16 protein-coding genes are annotated in these 16,725 nt (G+C 46.3%); 14 read left to right on the top strand and 2 right to left on the bottom strand.

Annotated features, from left to right (window positions below; genetic code table 11):
• Nucleotides 1-128: 128 nt before the first annotated feature.
• Entirely contained in the window at nt 129-1,769 is a 1,641-nt protein-coding gene (locus BVG16_RS23575; protein WP_078501648.1) for a helix-turn-helix domain-containing protein, read from the bottom strand.
• A gap of 373 nt (nt 1,770-2,142) precedes the next feature.
• Between BVG16_RS23575 and BVG16_RS23570 the strand changes: the two genes are divergently transcribed.
• From BVG16_RS23570 to BVG16_RS23505, 14 genes are all read left to right on the top strand, one after another.
• The gene (locus BVG16_RS23570; protein ID WP_078501647.1) at nt 2,143-3,150 is read left to right on the top strand and encodes a zinc-dependent alcohol dehydrogenase; all 1,008 of its coding nucleotides are present in this window, start codon (nt 2,143-2,145) and stop codon (nt 3,148-3,150) included.
• Between the two features lie 13 nt (nt 3,151-3,163).
• Nucleotides 3,164-3,997: a sugar phosphate isomerase/epimerase family protein gene (locus BVG16_RS23565; RefSeq protein WP_078501646.1), complete on the top strand. Its 834-nt coding sequence runs from the start codon at nt 3,164-3,166 to the stop codon at nt 3,995-3,997.
• A 40-nt stretch (nt 3,998-4,037) separates the two neighbouring features.
• Nucleotides 4,038-4,877: a sugar phosphate isomerase/epimerase family protein gene (locus tag BVG16_RS23560; protein ID WP_078501645.1), complete on the top strand. Its 840-nt coding sequence runs from the start codon at nt 4,038-4,040 to the stop codon at nt 4,875-4,877.
• 41 nt (nt 4,878-4,918) lie between these two features.
• A complete protein-coding gene (locus tag BVG16_RS23555) occupies nt 4,919-5,803 on the top strand; it encodes a helix-turn-helix transcriptional regulator (protein WP_078501644.1) in 885 nt (294 codons plus the stop codon).
• A 337-nt stretch (nt 5,804-6,140) separates the two neighbouring features.
• A complete protein-coding gene (locus BVG16_RS23550; protein WP_078501643.1) occupies nt 6,141-6,902 on the top strand; it encodes an IclR family transcriptional regulator in 762 nt (253 codons plus the stop codon).
• Between the two features lie 70 nt (nt 6,903-6,972).
• A complete protein-coding gene (locus tag BVG16_RS23545) occupies nt 6,973-7,983 on the top strand; it encodes an ABC transporter permease (RefSeq protein ID WP_078501642.1) in 1,011 nt (336 codons plus the stop codon).
• Between the two features lie 129 nt (nt 7,984-8,112).
• Nucleotides 8,113-8,943: an ABC transporter permease gene (locus BVG16_RS23540; protein ID WP_233147155.1), complete on the top strand. Its 831-nt coding sequence runs from the start codon at nt 8,113-8,115 to the stop codon at nt 8,941-8,943.
• A gap of 34 nt (nt 8,944-8,977) precedes the next feature.
• Nucleotides 8,978-10,573 (top strand): ABC transporter substrate-binding protein, encoded by a 1,596-nt coding sequence (locus BVG16_RS23535; protein ID WP_078501640.1) that lies wholly within the window; start codon nt 8,978-8,980, stop codon nt 10,571-10,573.
• Between the two features lie 27 nt (nt 10,574-10,600).
• A complete protein-coding gene (locus BVG16_RS23530) occupies nt 10,601-11,860 on the top strand; it encodes a M20 family metallopeptidase (RefSeq protein ID WP_078501639.1) in 1,260 nt (419 codons plus the stop codon).
• 1 nt (nt 11,861) lies between these two features.
• A complete protein-coding gene (locus BVG16_RS23525; RefSeq protein ID WP_078501638.1) occupies nt 11,862-12,842 on the top strand; it encodes an ABC transporter ATP-binding protein in 981 nt (326 codons plus the stop codon).
• On the top strand, nt 12,839-13,801 hold the full coding sequence (locus BVG16_RS23520) for an ABC transporter ATP-binding protein (RefSeq protein ID WP_078501637.1): 963 nt from the start codon (nt 12,839-12,841) through the stop codon (nt 13,799-13,801). Before BVG16_RS23525 ends, BVG16_RS23520 begins: the two co-directional genes overlap by 4 nt.
• 30 nt (nt 13,802-13,831) lie before the next feature.
• On the top strand, nt 13,832-14,779 hold the full coding sequence (locus tag BVG16_RS23515; protein WP_078501636.1) for a DUF1177 domain-containing protein: 948 nt from the start codon (nt 13,832-13,834) through the stop codon (nt 14,777-14,779).
• Nucleotides 14,780-14,814: 35 nt separating this feature from the next.
• Nucleotides 14,815-15,507, top strand: coding sequence for an AroM family protein (locus BVG16_RS23510; protein ID WP_078501635.1), 693 nt, complete (start codon nt 14,815-14,817; stop codon nt 15,505-15,507).
• Nucleotides 15,508-15,631: 124 nt separating this feature from the next.
• Nucleotides 15,632-16,258 (top strand): hypothetical protein, encoded by a 627-nt coding sequence (locus tag BVG16_RS23505; protein WP_078501634.1) that lies wholly within the window; start codon nt 15,632-15,634, stop codon nt 16,256-16,258.
• Nucleotides 16,259-16,443: 185 nt separating this feature from the next.
• Here BVG16_RS23505 and BVG16_RS23500 read toward each other — a convergent pair whose 3' ends face one another.
• Nucleotides 16,444-16,722, bottom strand: coding sequence for a YxcD family protein (locus BVG16_RS23500; protein ID WP_078501633.1), 279 nt, complete (start codon nt 16,720-16,722; stop codon nt 16,444-16,446).
• Nucleotides 16,723-16,725: the final 3 nt, after the last annotated feature.

The raw sequence follows: 16,725 nt of genomic DNA, 5'->3' as shown, positions 1-16,725 counted from the left end.
TCTTCGATGATCCTCCTGATAGTTTGAATATATTATGACAATCTCTAATTAATATTGATTATCATTATCACATATTAGGAGTATAGATGAATTTGTAATTTCCGGATATTGACGATAGCGACTTTATATTATGCACGATCCCGCCAAATCTTTAACACTTCATCCAGCATAAGCTCATGGGTAAAGGCCGTATATTCTACCCAAGGATATGAGGGGAGGAAGTCCACCCGACTGTTACTGACGGATTTCAGATCACTCCATAACTTAGCGTTCATGAGTGTTCGCCAGCTCCTTTGTGATAGCATGTCCTCATCTACAATGAGCAACAAACGATCCGGATCAAAATCAGCAAGCTGATCCAGCGTGATTGGCTGATCCGGCCCCAAAAGATCGACGCCTTGCACGGGCACAACATGGAGATCATCATAGAACACCGTACCTAGACTTCTCTTACCCACAACATTGTAACGATCACCGGAGATTCTTAGAATGAGGAGACTATCATCCTTGAATACGTGTTGCACCTGCTCTCTTACAAATAATGCTTTACGATCATATTTTTCAAGCCAAGTCTCCGCTGCTGCTGTCTTGTCGAGAAATTGCCCAATTAAACGAAAATGCATACGCCAATCATTCTTCACCCAAGGCACAAAAAATGCAGGTGCGATCTTCCTCAGCATGTCTTGTTCCTCGGGTGGTACCAACATGTCAATGCCAATAATGAAATCGGGTTCAGCAAGTCGAATTTCTTCTCTTTTTATCCATTGATTTGAACTTAGCGGCAGCATGGAATCCATTTGATACTTTCGTTTGTAATAATCGGTCCATGGGTGATCGGCTGGCGCAGCGCAAGGATTCATTTGAAGCGCAATTAGTTGTCCAATATTGGGAAAATCATAAGCGACGATTTTTTTCCTGCTGTTCTTCATAAATGTCGCTGGAGGCACTCCTGACACCTGTTTAAATTTGCGCCGAAAATAAATATCATCCTGGTAACCTACATGTCGTGCAATATCCCGAAGGCGATTCTCCCCACCTGATCTCATCAACTGTTGTGCCTTCTCAATTCGGAAAACTGCCAAATATTCGATCGCGCTATATCCATATCTTTTTTTAAATAATCGCATAAAATGACGGGTACTGATTCCCGCCACCTTGGCCAAATGATCGATTGTCAATTCATGTTGATAATGCTGCTCGATATAGCCTTTAGCGTATTCTAAGCCGGTTTCAGAATCGTCCTCTTTTACAAGTTGAGTATCTTGCAGGATGGTAAGCAGCAGTTCTTGAAAAAGAATTTGACCACGAAAACGTTGTAGACGATCCTCGTCCTGCAAGCATTGGCACATGCTATCGCACAATGCATTGACAGAGATCGGAGATTTAACAATAACCTCCCCTTTTGCCGGGAAAGGGCTGTTCCTCTTAATCGTCTGCATCAAATGATCGGAAGACCCCTCATCATCCAGAACATCGAATCGCATATGATAGAATCCCCGTTCATCAAAGTTGTGCATGCCAGCTTCGACGAGTTGCCCTGGCGTGCATACGTAAACACTGCCCTGTCGAAGTTCGGTGAATCGCCCATCGATCGTTAGCCAGCCTTGACCGCTTGCTGCAACAAGAATCATGTGGGATTCGATAAACTGAAGTCTTAATTCCCAATCATTTGCTTTGTTCCTGATATGCTCAATTTCTCGAAGCTTGAAGCACATCCCTTCGAGCGTCGCATATTCGTTATGTTTAAAGTTCTTTTCTATATCAACCAAACCATCTCACCGTCCTCGTCCAGCTAAAAACATTTTAGCCCACAATTTTTCTCATAGCAATTTCCACGTACGATAAGATTAAGAATTGACGGGATGATGGCGTAGTTGTCATGGATATTGACCGTTTGGGTCGGGGAGAAATTATTGAAATGTTTTGAAGTATTGAAGGACAGAGAAATGTGTGTGAAATTGTCACATGGGCTGATGCATAACATTGCAAATTTGGAATAAGTTCAACGCATCCATCCCCATACAAGCCTACAACTCCCATCTTACTTTTAGACAAAAAAACATTTTTGCAGTCAAAGACATGACGTGTAAAAACGCATACATTTAAATAGAAAGCTAGATGATCTTGGGGAGTGTAATGACGATGAAAAATAGAAAGATTATGTTTATGAGCCCATACCATGTAGAAACGGTTGAAGAAGAGTATGTACCTAAGACTTTAGGTGACCATGAGGTACTCATAAAATTGATTTATTCGCTGATTAGTCCGGGCACGGAAATGGCGATGTTATCTGGCAAAGAGGATTGGGCGAAGCTCCCGCTGTGTCCAGGCTATGCAAGCGTCAGTCAGATCGTAGAAAGTGGTAAAGGGGTACAGGATTTTCAAGCTGGTGATGTGATTTTCCATTACGGAAATCATTGTGAATATCAAGTTGTAGAGGCTAGGGATGTTTTTCTTCGAGTGCCGGATGCGCTTGACTTGAAATGGGTACCGTTCACCCGGATGGCTACGGTTGCTTTTACATCGATACGTGTGTCGGATATTGAACTGGGAGACAAAGTAAGTGTGACAGGTCTTGGATTGGTGGGCAATCTTGCTGCTCAATTGGCGCGTTTGCAGGGGGCCACGGTGATTGGAATGGATTTGTCCAAGGAACGGCTGCGGACTGTGCGTCAATGCGGTGTGGATTACACCTTGGATAGCGGCGAAGGATCGGTGAAAGAGCAGATTATGACGTTGACAAATGGCAAAGGTGTCTCCTGTCATATTGAGGCAACAGGCGTCTCCAAGGTTGGGGTTGAAAGTCTTCAATATATCGGTTCACAGGGGGAAATCATCTTTTTGGGCAGCCCACGTGGGGAATACAACACAGATATTACGGATGTGCTTAATTACTGCCATCTGTATAACCGGGGATGTATTACATTTAAAGGAGCCCATGAATGGCGTTATCCAACAGAGCCTAATCCGTTTGTTAAGCATTCCTTGGTACGCAATTCTGGCATTGTGTTCGAGCTTATGCAGCAACAGAAGTTACACATCGAACCTTTGATTAGCCATGTCATCAAGCCGGAGCAGGCTAGCGAAGCATATGAGGGATTAAGAACCAACAAAGATCAGTACAATGGCGTACTGTTTGATTGGTCATAGGGGGAGAGCAACGATGATAAGAGGATTAACAACAGCAGGCTTGGGTGAAATCGGTTCTAATGAAGAATACATTAGACTTGCGAGCCAATTCGGCTTCCAGTCCGTAGACGCGAATCCATTGGAGTTGGTACAGCAGTATGACAAGGATGGGGCTGTCCAATTGCTGGCAAGCCATGGCATCATGCTAGGATCATTTGGTTTAGAGGTAGATTGGCGCACGACAGAGGATAGCTTCAGGGAGGGGCTGAAATCGCTTAGCCAGATGGCTGAGGCCGCTGCTGCATTGAAGTGCACCACATGTTGTACATATATTTTACCTTCGACAGATCTTCCGGTCGCACCGTTCATGATTGCAGCTACGAGACGTTTAAGGCTGTGTGCGGAAATATTAGGCGCTTATGGAATTTCGCTAGCTTTAGAGTTCGTAGGCCCTCATCACTTACGTACACAATGGGCAAATCCGATGATCTGGACAATGCAAGATACATTGAACTGGATGGAAACGATACAAGTGAGGAACATCGGGTTGTTACTGGATTCCTACCATTGGCATACGAATGGATTAACGAGTGTGGATCTGCTGAAATTACAACCGCATCAAATCGCGTATGTCCATATCAATGATGCTAAACCTCTGCCGATAGAGGAATTGCTAGATTTCGATCGATTGTATCCAGGGGAAGGATCTATTGATCTCACAGGATTCCTGGGAAGCCTGAAAAAGATCGGGTATACCGGCGTTATCGCCCAAGAAGTTTTAGCGCCAGCTTCCGCGCAAAGTTCATATGAATTATTTTCTCGTTCCAAAGCAGGTTTCGACAAAGTATTCTCATCGCTGGAAATCTGAACACAACACATCGAATCCCACATAGGAAGGAGAGTTAAGGATGAGACCGTTCAAAGGTAGAATCGCTGCGCACACCATCACTTGGGGGCAAGATCATATCAAGGCGTTGGAGGAAGTCTCCATGCTGGGTTACAAAGGGATTGAGCCGTGGGCGTCTTTTGCGCTTCAATATGAAGAAAAGCCAGAACAATTACAAGAGATCTTAGCTGGGTATGGGCTGGAGATGACTGCGTTGTATGGAGGTACTGCTGGGGGACAGCATCAAAGATTCGGCAATCCCGCGAACCGTTCGAGTATCATTGAATACAATGTGCGTCTAGCTAAAATTATAGCGAAATGTGGAGCGGATATTCTTGTGCTAGGGCCAGGCGGCACTCGGAACTATCCATCCACATTGGAAGAATTGAAGGTTGCCGCAGTAACGATGAATGAAGTGGCTAAAAGAACCTATGCATTAGGGGTGAAGTCATGTGTTCATCCGCATTTGTGGACGGAATTGCAAGACGAAAACGAATTGGAGATTTTGATGAGTCTGACAGATCCGAAGGTTGTATGTCTTGCACCGGATTCAGCACATTTGCTCGGAGCGGGTATGGACCCGGCATCCATGATCCGAACGTATCAAGACAGGGTGGCTTATGTTCATTTGAAGGATCTGACAGCCAAGCCTGCAGCCACACATGATATACATCTTCCTTATTTTTGCGAGCTAGGCAAAGGATCTGTTGATCTACATGGAACAATTGAAGCGCTGAATGAAATTGATTATTCCGGTTGGGTGACACTCGAAGTGGACGAATCGCCGAATACCCCGTATAATACCATGGAAATCTGCCGAGATTTTGTAGAAGAACAATTAAAGATTCCGGTTAGGATATAAAATAGGATCAATTAAATATCGAAAGAAGGAGAAGATTCGAGGTGAATGAGTCATGGATGAACAGTATTTCCCCCTATGTTCGAGCAGCAAGAGTCATGGAATCCTCCTTACTAGCAGGTGAATGGCTGGATCAAGATCACGTATATACCTATATAGATCAGGGAGAAGCGGAGTTTTTCTTGAATGGTGTAAAGTTCCTGGTTCAAGAGGGGGATGTGCTGCTCATGCATCCATGCATGCCCCATATTATTCGGTCCACCTCGGCTGTACCCTTGGTGCAGTATATCTTTCATTTTGACTTGTATTATGACGAGGATAGACTCTCATCTAATCAAGCGGGTGGACTTAGGCTCGGGATACAGGATATTGTGCCAAGAGAAATGCAGCTTGCTGATATTCATCCGCTATCTCACTTGCAGCTCCCGGACAGAATCGAATTGAAGAGAAGATTCATGCAAATGCAAAAAGAACTGCTAGATCCAACGTTCGGTGGGACATTAATCAACAAGTCAATATGCTTGGAAATGTTGTTCTTGTTCTTTAGGAATCAGAACCTGTCCAAAGATACGGAAGGTAAGAGAACCAAAGGATGGCCTTTAATTGAAGGTGCCATTCATTACATGCATCATTGTTACCAAGATCCGCTGTTAAGCAATGAATCCATCAGTAGGCATGTTGGTGTGACTGCCAATCATTTGTCGTACGTGTTCAAGACCCAGCTGGGGGTCACCATTCATAATTATTTGAAGCATGTTCGTATCGAACAGGCCAAATTGAGAATCATTCAGGGAAAGCAGAATTTGACGGAGATTGCCGAAGGTGTGGGGTTCTCTAGTATTCATCTGTTCAGCCGGACGTTCAAAACAAATGTTGGTGTAATGCCTAGTAAGTTCGCCGCGATGCAATCTGCGTTAATCAATAAGTAAAGTGGGAAGACCCGTATTATTCACAAAAGCTGGTAACTGTTGCTGACAGTGACCGGCTTTTTTGGCGTCTACATCGTCTATCTATCGATTTACATTTCATGTCAGCTTTGTTCTTCCAGAATACACAAATGTCCACGACACGAGGACAAAGTATATTAGGTGTTTTCCTGGAAGAAACATGAATAAAAAGTGTTTGACAATTATTTCGGGTTCGTTATAATGAGAAAAATTTATGGATAGGAACACTGTTCCGATTATCGAAACGCTCTAAGCAGTTAGAATTGAAGGGTCTTTTCCAGAAATTAGACTCCACAACCATGAAGAAAGGAGCGAGCCCGTGTCACTAAAAACATTATCGAAATCGATTGACCTGCTAGATTGTTTTACCGCTGAACAGCCGACATGGGGTGTACGAGAACTCGCGAAGCACTTGAACATGAATACGACCGTTGTGCATCGCATCGTATCGACCTTTGAACAGCATGGCATATTGATGCAGAACAAGGAAACCATGAAATATCATCTCGGATTAAGGCTGCTAGAGTATAGCAAAGTGGTAACAGAACAGCTCAATATTCAACAGTACGTCAGGCCGTTGTTGAAAGAAATCATGGATGCAACTGGCGAGTCCGTCTACCTAACCATGCTCGAAGGTAAAGTAGGTGTGGTTGTTGCCGTCATGCTTAGTACGCAAGAAGTGAAGCATATCATTCCCGTTGGAACGAGGGGACCCTTATATGCGGGAGCTTCCCATAAAGTGATGATGGCATTTTTGGATGAAGAGGTTCAACAGGAAATCATGGAAGAAGGGCTTCGATCTGTAACACCGGAGACCATTGTTGAACCGGATGTCCTGCGAGAACAGCTGGAGCAGATTCGGAAACACGGTTGGTGCATATCCGTTGGGGAGTTTACGGAGGATGTCATTGGTATCGCCATTCCGATTCAAGACAGTCAAGGTCGTGTTATGGGATCGGTGACGGTTGCCGGGCCGAAGTATCGATTTTCAGAGGAAATGGTAGAGCGCAGCCTGAATGTGTTACTCTTCCAACTCCCATTTTTGAGACAAAGTTTTAATATTATCTCTCATATTTGGTGAGCAGCGTCATGACATAACTTCACACTTTATCGTAATAACGAGACACAGCTTTAGTTAGGAGAGGTGCACTATGCTACAGTTCATTACCCGACGGATGATCTATTTAATTCCGAGTTTATTGGGTATCGTCCTTATCACATTCATTTTGTCCCGTGTTCTTCCGGGTGACCCAGCCCTGATGATTGCCGGGGAGCAGGCCCCACAATCCGTCGTTGAAAATATTCGTACGGAGCTCGGATTGAACGATCCACTTTATGTTCAGTTCGGTACGTATGTGAAGCAGTTATTTCAAGGCGATTTGGGAACCGCTTGGCACACAGGACACACCGTCATTGAAGATTTCGCGGTACGCCTGCCTGCAACGATTGAATTAGGAATCGTTAGTCTGCTCATTGCACTGCTTGTAGCGATTCCAGTTGGGATTATCGCGGCCACGAAGAAGGAATCGATTTTGGATCATATTTCTCGGTTCTTTTCACTGATCGGAGCATGTATGCCGGTATTCTGGCTTGGTCTCTTGCTCATCTTAATCTTTTATTCCAAATTAGGGATTGCTCCAGCGCCCATGGGGCGGATCGGGAATGATATTCTCCCACCTACTAATATTACGGGGTTGTATTTGGTAGATAGTCTGTTGACAGCAGATTGGGTCGCATTCAGACAAGCGTTATCCCATATTATTATGCCAGCCATTTGTTTAAGCGCAGGAACGATGGCCATTATCGCACGGATGATGCGTTCAAGCATGCTCGAGGTCATTGGCCAGGATTATATTCGTACCGCGAGAGCCAAAGGGCTAAGCGAAGGCAATGTCATTTATAAGCATGCGCTTGCGAATGCGTCGATTCCTACCATTACAATGGTAGGGTTACAGATTGGTTATTTACTAGGCGGTGCCGTAATTACGGAGACCCTCTTCTCATGGCCGGGCGTCGGCAGCTATGTGACCGAATCCATTCTTGCAACGGATTATGCACCAATTCAGGCTTTTACATTACTTAGTGCCGTCGTATACAGCGTCATTAACTTACTCGTGGATGTGATCTATGGATTGATTGATCCGCGTATCCGCTATGATTGATGAACGTATCGACATATCATCTCAGGAGGTGCATATACCATGAATTCCACACAACCTGTTACGGAGGTCGTCCAAGACCCTGAGGCCATATCCGCATTCCGCGAAGGATGGTTTAAGTTCTGTCAGGTGATGAAGCTTTTTCTACGCAATAAACTAGCAACGCTGGGCCTGGTATTGATCATTGCTTGGACGGTCGTGGCCGTTGTTGCTCCATTGATTGCGCCGTATGCGCCGGATGCTACTGAGCTAGATGCCAAGCTGCAATCTCCAAGCGCCGCGCATTGGTTCGGTACCGACCAGTTCGGCCGTGATATTCTCAGCCGGGTGCTGCATGCCTCTCAAATATCGATTTGGACAGGCTTGATTGCCGTTGCGATATCCTTTTTCATTGGTGTCCCACTCGGAGGCATTGCCGCTTATTATGGAGGCTGGCTCGGGAATCTAATCATGCGCATTATGGATATTTTCCTTGCATTTCCTTCTTTAATTCTTGCGATGGCGATTGCTGCGGCCATGGGCCCCGGATTAATAAGCGCCATGATTGCCGTCGGGATCGTCGGGATACCGGAGTTCGCCCGGTTAATGTACAGTCAGACGATATATTTGAAGGAACGCGAATTTGTAGAAGCGAGTCTTTCCATCGGCGTGCGTAATCGCACGATTCTGATGCGCCATATTTTCCCGAATGCACTGGCACCTTTATTGGTTCGCATCACGTTAGGGATGGGGTTTGCGATTCTAACGGCAGCCAGCTTAAGCTTCCTAGGACTTGGCGTGAAGCCGCCGCTCGCAGAGTGGGGTGCCATGATCTCCGACGGGCGTGAATATATCATCACCGGCGAATGGTGGATTGTTACCTTCCCGGGACTAGCCATTGCAACAACGATTTTAGGCTTTAACCTTCTCGGAGACGGATTGCGGGACGTACTTGATCCGCGTCTAAGAACGAGCCGTAAATAGAAACCAATTCAGATTCAATAGGGAGGACTTATTCATGAAAAAAAGTATGTGGTTTACCGTTCTATCTTTTACGCTCATGATCGCTTTACTAGCAGGTTGTGCACCGAAAGCGAACCAAGCATCGAATTCCGATGTTCATGCATCGAGCGATGCAGCCTCGTCTTCTACTGGGGGAGCCATTACCGTGGCTTATTCAGAAGGGGGTCAAACCTTAGATCCTGCCGAAGCGAATGACCTGACATCGGATACGTTAGTTCTTGCGCTATATGACCAATTGGTTACGTATGGTGTGAAGCAAGTAAATGGCGCTGACATTGCGGATACAACGGATATCAAGCCGATGCTTGCTGAATCCTGGGAAGTGGCAAGCGATAATGTGACCTATACGTTCAAACTTCGCAAAGATGCGAAATTCCAAAGCGGAAATCCTGTGACTGCCGATGACGTCGTATTTTCACTGGAACATATCAAGAACTCGAATTCCGGCGGTTTCTTATACCAACAAGCCACCATCGATTCCTTCCGTAAAGTGGATGACAGTACGGTAGAAGTGAAATTAACGCGTCCGAACCAACTTTTCCTGCAAATTCTGGCGATGTACTCCTTCTCTGTCATTGATCAAAAATCGGTTCAAGGCGATGCAGGTGATTTCCTCAAAACCAAAACTGCAGGTTCCGGCCCATTCGTCTTGGAGAAATGGGATCCATCCAGTGAAGCGATCTTAAAAGCCAACGATGCTTATTGGCAAGACCGCGCGAAGCTCGACAAAGTAACTTTGAAATTCATGAAGGAAGCTTCTACACGTACGTTGCTCTTAGGTAAAGGTGACTTAGACTTAGCGATGGAAATTCCTCCGAAGGATATTGAGACGTTAAAATCCAATGAGAACATTACGGTTCGCTCAGATGCAAGTAACCGGATTCTCTACATGGGCTTGAACACGGCTGTAAAACCTTTTGATAATGAGAAAGTCCGTCAAGCGATGTCCTATGCCATGCCAACGGATGCTTTATTGAAAGATGTGATGTTTGGCCAAGCGAAACAAATGAAAAGTATTGTTGCAAGCAACACGCCAGGATTCTCCGATGCAGGTTATGTGTATTCCTACAATTTAGATAAAGCGAAAGAACTATTGGCTGAAGCGGGTTATCCGAATGGATTTGATTTTGACTTTACCTTAGGTTCCGGATTTAAAGACTGGGAAGACAGCGCAACGATCTTGCAAGCGGAATTGAAGAAAATTGGCGTGAACATGAACATTAAGAAGTTAGCGCGTGCACAGTTCTTGGAACAAGTTCAGACGAAAAAAGTACAAGCTTATTTCTCCAAATGGACTTCATTCGTGAATGACCCTGAATATCACTTAGGTTTCTTGGCAAACAGCGCGAGCTCATCCAACTATGTGAATTACAACAATCCGAAAGTGGATGATTTATTGAAGAAAGCGGCTGTCGAGACAGATTCCGCGAAACGCAACGAAATGTATGGCCAAATACAAGAAATGATTAATACGGATATGCCTTATGCGTATTTGTATGAATATAACCGCATTGTTGCCTTTAACAAAGACTTGAAGGGATATATCTTCTTCCCGGATGAGTGCTTACGTTTCTACCCATTGTCGAAATAAACGTTCTAGCTAGAGGAGGAAATCACCATGAATGAATGGAAGCAGCGTTGGATTGATGAAGTTGAAGCACGACAAGAGGATTTACTGAAACTTTGTTCGGACTTGATCCGATTCCCATCTGAGAATCCTCCCGGGGATTCAAGAGAAATTAGCCGTTATATCGTTGATTATCTGGCAGAAGCCGGCATTCAGACCGAAATTCATGATGCTGGGGATCATATGCTCAATTTGATCGCAACGATTGGAGACGGAACGGCATCCGATCGCCACCTCATCTACTGTGGTCATACCGATGTCGTACCTGCAGGCGATTTATCCCGTTGGGATTTCGATCCGTTCAGCGGTGAAATTCGTGACGGTTACGTGCTAGGACTCGGGGCTTCGGATATGAAATGCGGGTTGGCCGGATTATTGTTCAGCGTCAAGCTTCTTAAGGAATTCAATGTTCCGTTAAAAGGACAGCTGTCGCTCTTGATTGTTCCCGATGAAGAGACGGGCGGACACCAAGGCGTGCCTTGGGTATTCGATCGCAAGCTGATTCATGGTACGGCAGCTGTCATTGCCGAGCCGTCCCATCCGCTTCACCCTACGATTGGGCAAAAGGGGAGCTGCTGGTTCCGCTTCACCGTACCAGGTACGCCAGGTCACGGCAGTTTGTCTCCCATCCTCGGTGACAATGCCATTGTCAAAGCGGCAGCAGCGATTCAGGCGCTGCAAGCATTGCATAACTTCCCGGTTCAACTGCCGGACGAAGTGAAGGAAATTATCGGGATTACGAAAGAATACATTGCTACACGTGAAAATGCAGACTTTTCTACGATTATTGATCGCGTATCGGTGAACATCGGGACCATCGAAGGCGGAACCAAAACCAATGTCGTACCGGATCGTTGTGAAATCACGGTCGATACGCGCTTGCCTTTTGGGGTAGAACCTGCACAGGTATTAGCCGAAGCGAAACGAATTCTTGCCGAAGTAGACATTCATGAGGAATTGCATCCTGAAGGGTTCCAAGGAATCGCGAACTGGACGCCTCCAACCGATCCGATCGTGGAAGAGCTTGTGCAACATATTTGTGATGTGAAACAAGAAAAAGGATATGGCGTATTGCAGTGGGCATCGAGTGACGCGCGTCATTTCCGTCGTGCGGGGATTCCGGTCCTTCAATACGGTCCTGCGGAATTATCGACCATTCATGGATTCAATGAGAAAGCACCCGTTCGTGATGTGGTGGATGCTGCCAAAGTATATACATTGACAGCACTGAGCTATTTGGGAGGTGAGTAATATGGAGCCGGTACTCTCGATCGAAAAGCTGGAGACCGAATTTAGGACAGACGGAGGCACATTCAAGACGGTTGATGGCGTTACTTTCCATGTTGCTGCTGGAGAAACACTCGGTGTCGTGGGTGAATCCGGTTGCGGGAAAAGCGTAACATCGCTGTCCGTTATGGGGCTTTTGCCGAAAAAAATTGGACGCGTGCGAGAGGGAGTCATCCGGTTCCACGGTCAGAACTTGCTAGAGAAATCGGAGAAAGAAATGCGAGCGATTCGCGGGAACCGCATTGCGATGATTTTCCAAGAACCGATGACATCCTTGAATCCTGTATTTAAGATCGGGGATCAACTCGCTGAATCGATATCGTTACATCTGAAGCTCCGCCGCAGAGACGCCATGCGTCACGCGGTGGAGATGCTTCGGAAGGTAGGGATTCCGAATCCGGAACTGGTTGTCAAGGAATATCCCCACCAATTGTCAGGCGGCATGCGTCAACGGGTGATGATTGCGATGGCGATGTCTTGTAACCCGGAGGTACTCATTGCCGATGAACCTACGACAGCGCTCGATGTAACGATTCAAGCTCAAATTCTGGACCTGATGCGTAAATTGCAGGAAGAAGAACAGACGGCAATTGTGTTAATCACCCATGACTTAGGAGTCGTTGCCGAGATGTGTCATCGCGTTGTCGTCATGTATGCGGGACAAGTGGTAGAAGAGGCGGATGTTGATACATTATTCGAGTCGCCAACCCATCCGTATACCCAAGGACTGCTGGCTTCGTTACCTCAACTTGTAGGAGACCAGAATCGATTGGAGTCCATTCCAGGAATCGTGCCGAGTCCGCTCGACATGCCGAAGGGCTGCCGGTTTGCGCCGCGCTGCAAATATCGGATGGATGCCTGTGATCAAGTCCAACCGGAATTGGTCGACGTGGCTTCAGGTCACCGCTGCCGCTGCTTATTGGTGGATAAGGAGGTCACACAATGATGCCGTTACTCGAAGTGCGCGATTTGAAAAAATATTATCCGATTCGCAAGGGTTGGTTGAATAAGCAAGTGGGAAATGTGAAGTCCGTGGATGGCATTTCCTTCGATATTATGGAAGGCGAGACGTTCGGGATCGTTGGGGAATCCGGCTGCGGGAAATCGACGACAGGTCGTTCCGTGCTTCGGTTAATCGAACCCACTGCAGGTCAAGTCCTATTCGATGGTCAAGATTTAACGGCGATGAATGCGAATGAACTTCGGGAAGCACGTACGCAAATGAGTATGATTTTCCAAGATCCATATGCATCGTTAGATCCGCGTTGGACCGTTGAACGGATTCTAGAAGAGCCTATTATAACGCATTTGAATCTGCGACATTCCGAGCGGAAGCACCGTCTTCAAGAATTGATGGAACGTGTGGGATTGTCATCGTACCAAGCGACTCGTTACCCGCATGAATTCTCGGGCGGACAGCGTCAACGGATCGGGATTGCGCGTGCACTCGCCTTGAATCCGCGATTCATCGTCTGCGATGAACCGGTTTCCGCATTGGATGTTTCCATCCAGGCTCAGGTGTTGAACCTCATGCAAGATTTACAAGATCAATTGAAATTAACGTATATGTTCATATCACATGACTTGTCTGTGGTGAAATTCTTATGTACCCGCGTGGGTGTGATGTATTTAGGACGGATGGTAGAGCTTGCACCGAAAAAAGAGCTGTTCGATCATCCGCTGCATCCATACACGCAAGCATTGATGTCTGCGGTACCTGCGACGAGTCCGAAAGCGAAGAAGGAACGTATCGTTCTATCCGGCGAAGTACCAAGTGCGAAGAATCCGCCGATAGGCTGTGCGTTCCATTCCCGATGTCCGATTGCAACCGATTTATGCCGGTCCACCAAGCCGGAGTGGCGCGAAGCTACCGATGAGCATTTTGTTGCTTGTCACTATGTTTAAAGATCAGACAACACGAGAGGGATGAATGATATGGCATTATTACAAACTTTGCAAATATACGAAGCCGTTGATAACGCATATACGTCGGGAGAAGCGGTCGCGGAAATGTTCAAGCCGTTCCCACTTACCGAAGTGCATGTAACACGTGTTCACGGGGAGAAAGGCTTTACCGATTTCATCAAAATTTTTATTCCCGGGACCGAAGGGAAATCCCATGGAGGAACGGCTCCAACGTTCGGCATTGTAGGTCGACTAGGAGGGTTAGGCGCGAGACCGCAACGGATTGGTCTTGTGTCTGACGGCGACGGTGCAATTGCTGCACTGTCCGCGGCATTGAAACTAGCGGATATGAGCGCGAAAGGCGATCGCCTGAAAGGGGATGTCTATATCACCACGCATGTCTGTCCAGATGCTCCGACTTTGCCGCATGAGCCAGTCGATTTTATGGACTCGCCTGTCGATATCGCGACGATGAATGATTACGAAGTGCTTGAAGAGATGGAAGCGATTCTCTCCATTGATACAACGAAAGGCAATCGTGTCATTAATCATAAGGGAATTGCGATCTCGCCAACGGTAAAAGAGGGTTATATCCTTCGTGTGAGTGATGATTTACTCCGGGTCATGGAAATGACGACAGGTCAACTTCCTGTGACATTCCCGATCACGATGCAAGACATCACACCATACGGTAACGATCTATACCATATCAACAGCATTCTTCAACCTTGTGTGGAGACCGATGCGCCGGTCGTTGGGGTTGCCATTACAGCGCAATCTACGGTTCCGGGCTGTGGCACGGGGGCAAGTCATGAAGTGGATATCGCGCTAGCGGCCAGATATGCTGTAGAAGTGGCCAAAGAATTTACGAATGGTGTATGCTCCTTCTATAGTCCTTCGGAATTCGAACATATCGTGAATTTGTACGGTTCCATGAAAGTCCTTCAGACGTCGGGCAAGCAAGTCGTATGTAACTAAGAAAAGCGTGGGAAAATGAGAGGAGGGTTGTTGGAATGGCATTACAACGTCATAAGGCTGTCGTCCTTACCATTGGCCAAGCACCGCGAACCGATGTCGAGCCGTTGATTTCGAAATGGCTAGACCCTTGTATGGACGTGGTACAGAAAGGTGTACTGGATGGATTAACTCCCGAGGAGATCCGTGCCAAATTCGAACCTGTTCCAGGTGAATTCATGTTAGCGACAAGGCTGGTCGACGGTCACTGCGTAACATTATCCGCCGCACGTACGGAATTGGCATTGCAAGCGATCATCGAAGACAGTGAGCAAGAAGGTTATGAGTTTATTATTCTGCTATGTACTGGCGCCTTTCCGCGATTGAAGACGCGCACGGCGTTGTTATTCGAACCAGAGCGTATTCTAACACCCTCTATCGCACGGATGGCTGGAAGTTCGCAAGTGGGACTGGTGATCCCGCTGCCTGCGCAATCCGATGAGATGCTTCATAAATGGGGCAGCCATGGTGCGAAAGTGACGACGGAAGCAGCATCGCCATACAAAGGAACGCCGGTAGAGATTGGCGAGGCTGCGCGACGTTTAGCTGAAGCGGGCGCCGAAATGATCGTCCTCGATTGCATGGGATATACACGAGAGCATCGGATCGCTGCACGTCAAGCTTCCGGCAAGCCTGTGATTTTATCCAGCGAGCTTCTGTTTAAAATGTTAAGTGAATTGGGTGAATCGTGAACGAAAGAGAGGACCTTACGAGGTCCTCTTTGTCATTCTCATGGAAGGTACTTATAGATCATTCTCGGAAAGTCTGTTACAGTAAAGGAGTTATATTCCATATGCAACAAATGGAGGAGGTCACATGAAATACAAAATCATATTTCTTTTGCTATCGATCCTATTGATGCTTGGGATGACAAGCTGCAACCTGGGTAAAGCAGATCATGATACGCTCGCGATCATCCAACAACAACCGGACAGTGAGTCTACGAATACGTTTACGAATTTACATTTGGGTAACATCTTTGATTTTTCACTAGAATTGCCACACGCGGATACGACATGGGTAAATATTTGGGTTGAAGGCTATCAGCAAGGAACTGCGATGCCGAGTACCTCTTTGGGGAGCATCTCTTACGGGAACAGCCCGAATAAGATAGATAAAGGCCATATGGGTTTTGGAATGATCCATCTAGCAAATGATAAAAAAGCGATATTCTTATACGCACCACCGACTTACACGCAACCCAAAATCGTTGATTTTACCAATATAGAGGATGGTCCTTCGGTCTGGGCTTATGCAGTAGGCGAAGACCCCGTCCATCTCAGAGCGGGTGAAGAAATTTTGTTGGCTGCCTATCGACAAATTCAAGGCACAACCATGGAATCCTTCAATCCGACGAAAGAGAAGCTGAAGAACATGATGGAAAATGACGATTTGCTGTTGCTCTTGAAAATGAAGGTAGACATGAAAGAGGGAGCTTCCTAACCTTCATGGTCTGTCTGCTGTTGCAGTGATGCGCAATGCTCAACCATAAAATCCTTAAATATTTCTACCGATGCAGGCAATATGCGCCAAGCGGTATTTTCGAACAGACATGCATAATTCGATGAGGCATGTCAGATACTTCTTTCAATGCATAAAAAAAGCAGCCAATATAGGCTGCTTTTGTATTAATTATCGATATCGGCCCACATTTCGTCTTCCACATCCAAATGGATTTGGTCGCGATAGACACGTTGCTGATATTCTTGGTAGACGTAACGTTCAATGGCTTCTAGCATGTTCGCTTCGACGAGGTATTGGAGACGACCTTGGACCGTTACTTCCGCAGAAAATCCCGTATCCTCATCCCAGCAGAGTTCGACTAACACGTCGGTTGGACGAACTTGCTTGCGATCCGCCATGTGAAGACAAATGGCATTTACAATTTCATCTTGGGATATTCGCATAGC

This window comes from Paenibacillus selenitireducens, from assembly GCF_002021565.1.
Taxonomy (GTDB): domain Bacteria; phylum Bacillota; class Bacilli; order Paenibacillales; family Paenibacillaceae; genus Paenibacillus_K; species Paenibacillus_K selenitireducens.
The sequence above is the reverse complement of the archived record's forward strand: the minus strand, read 5'-3'. Positions and strand labels throughout refer to the sequence as shown.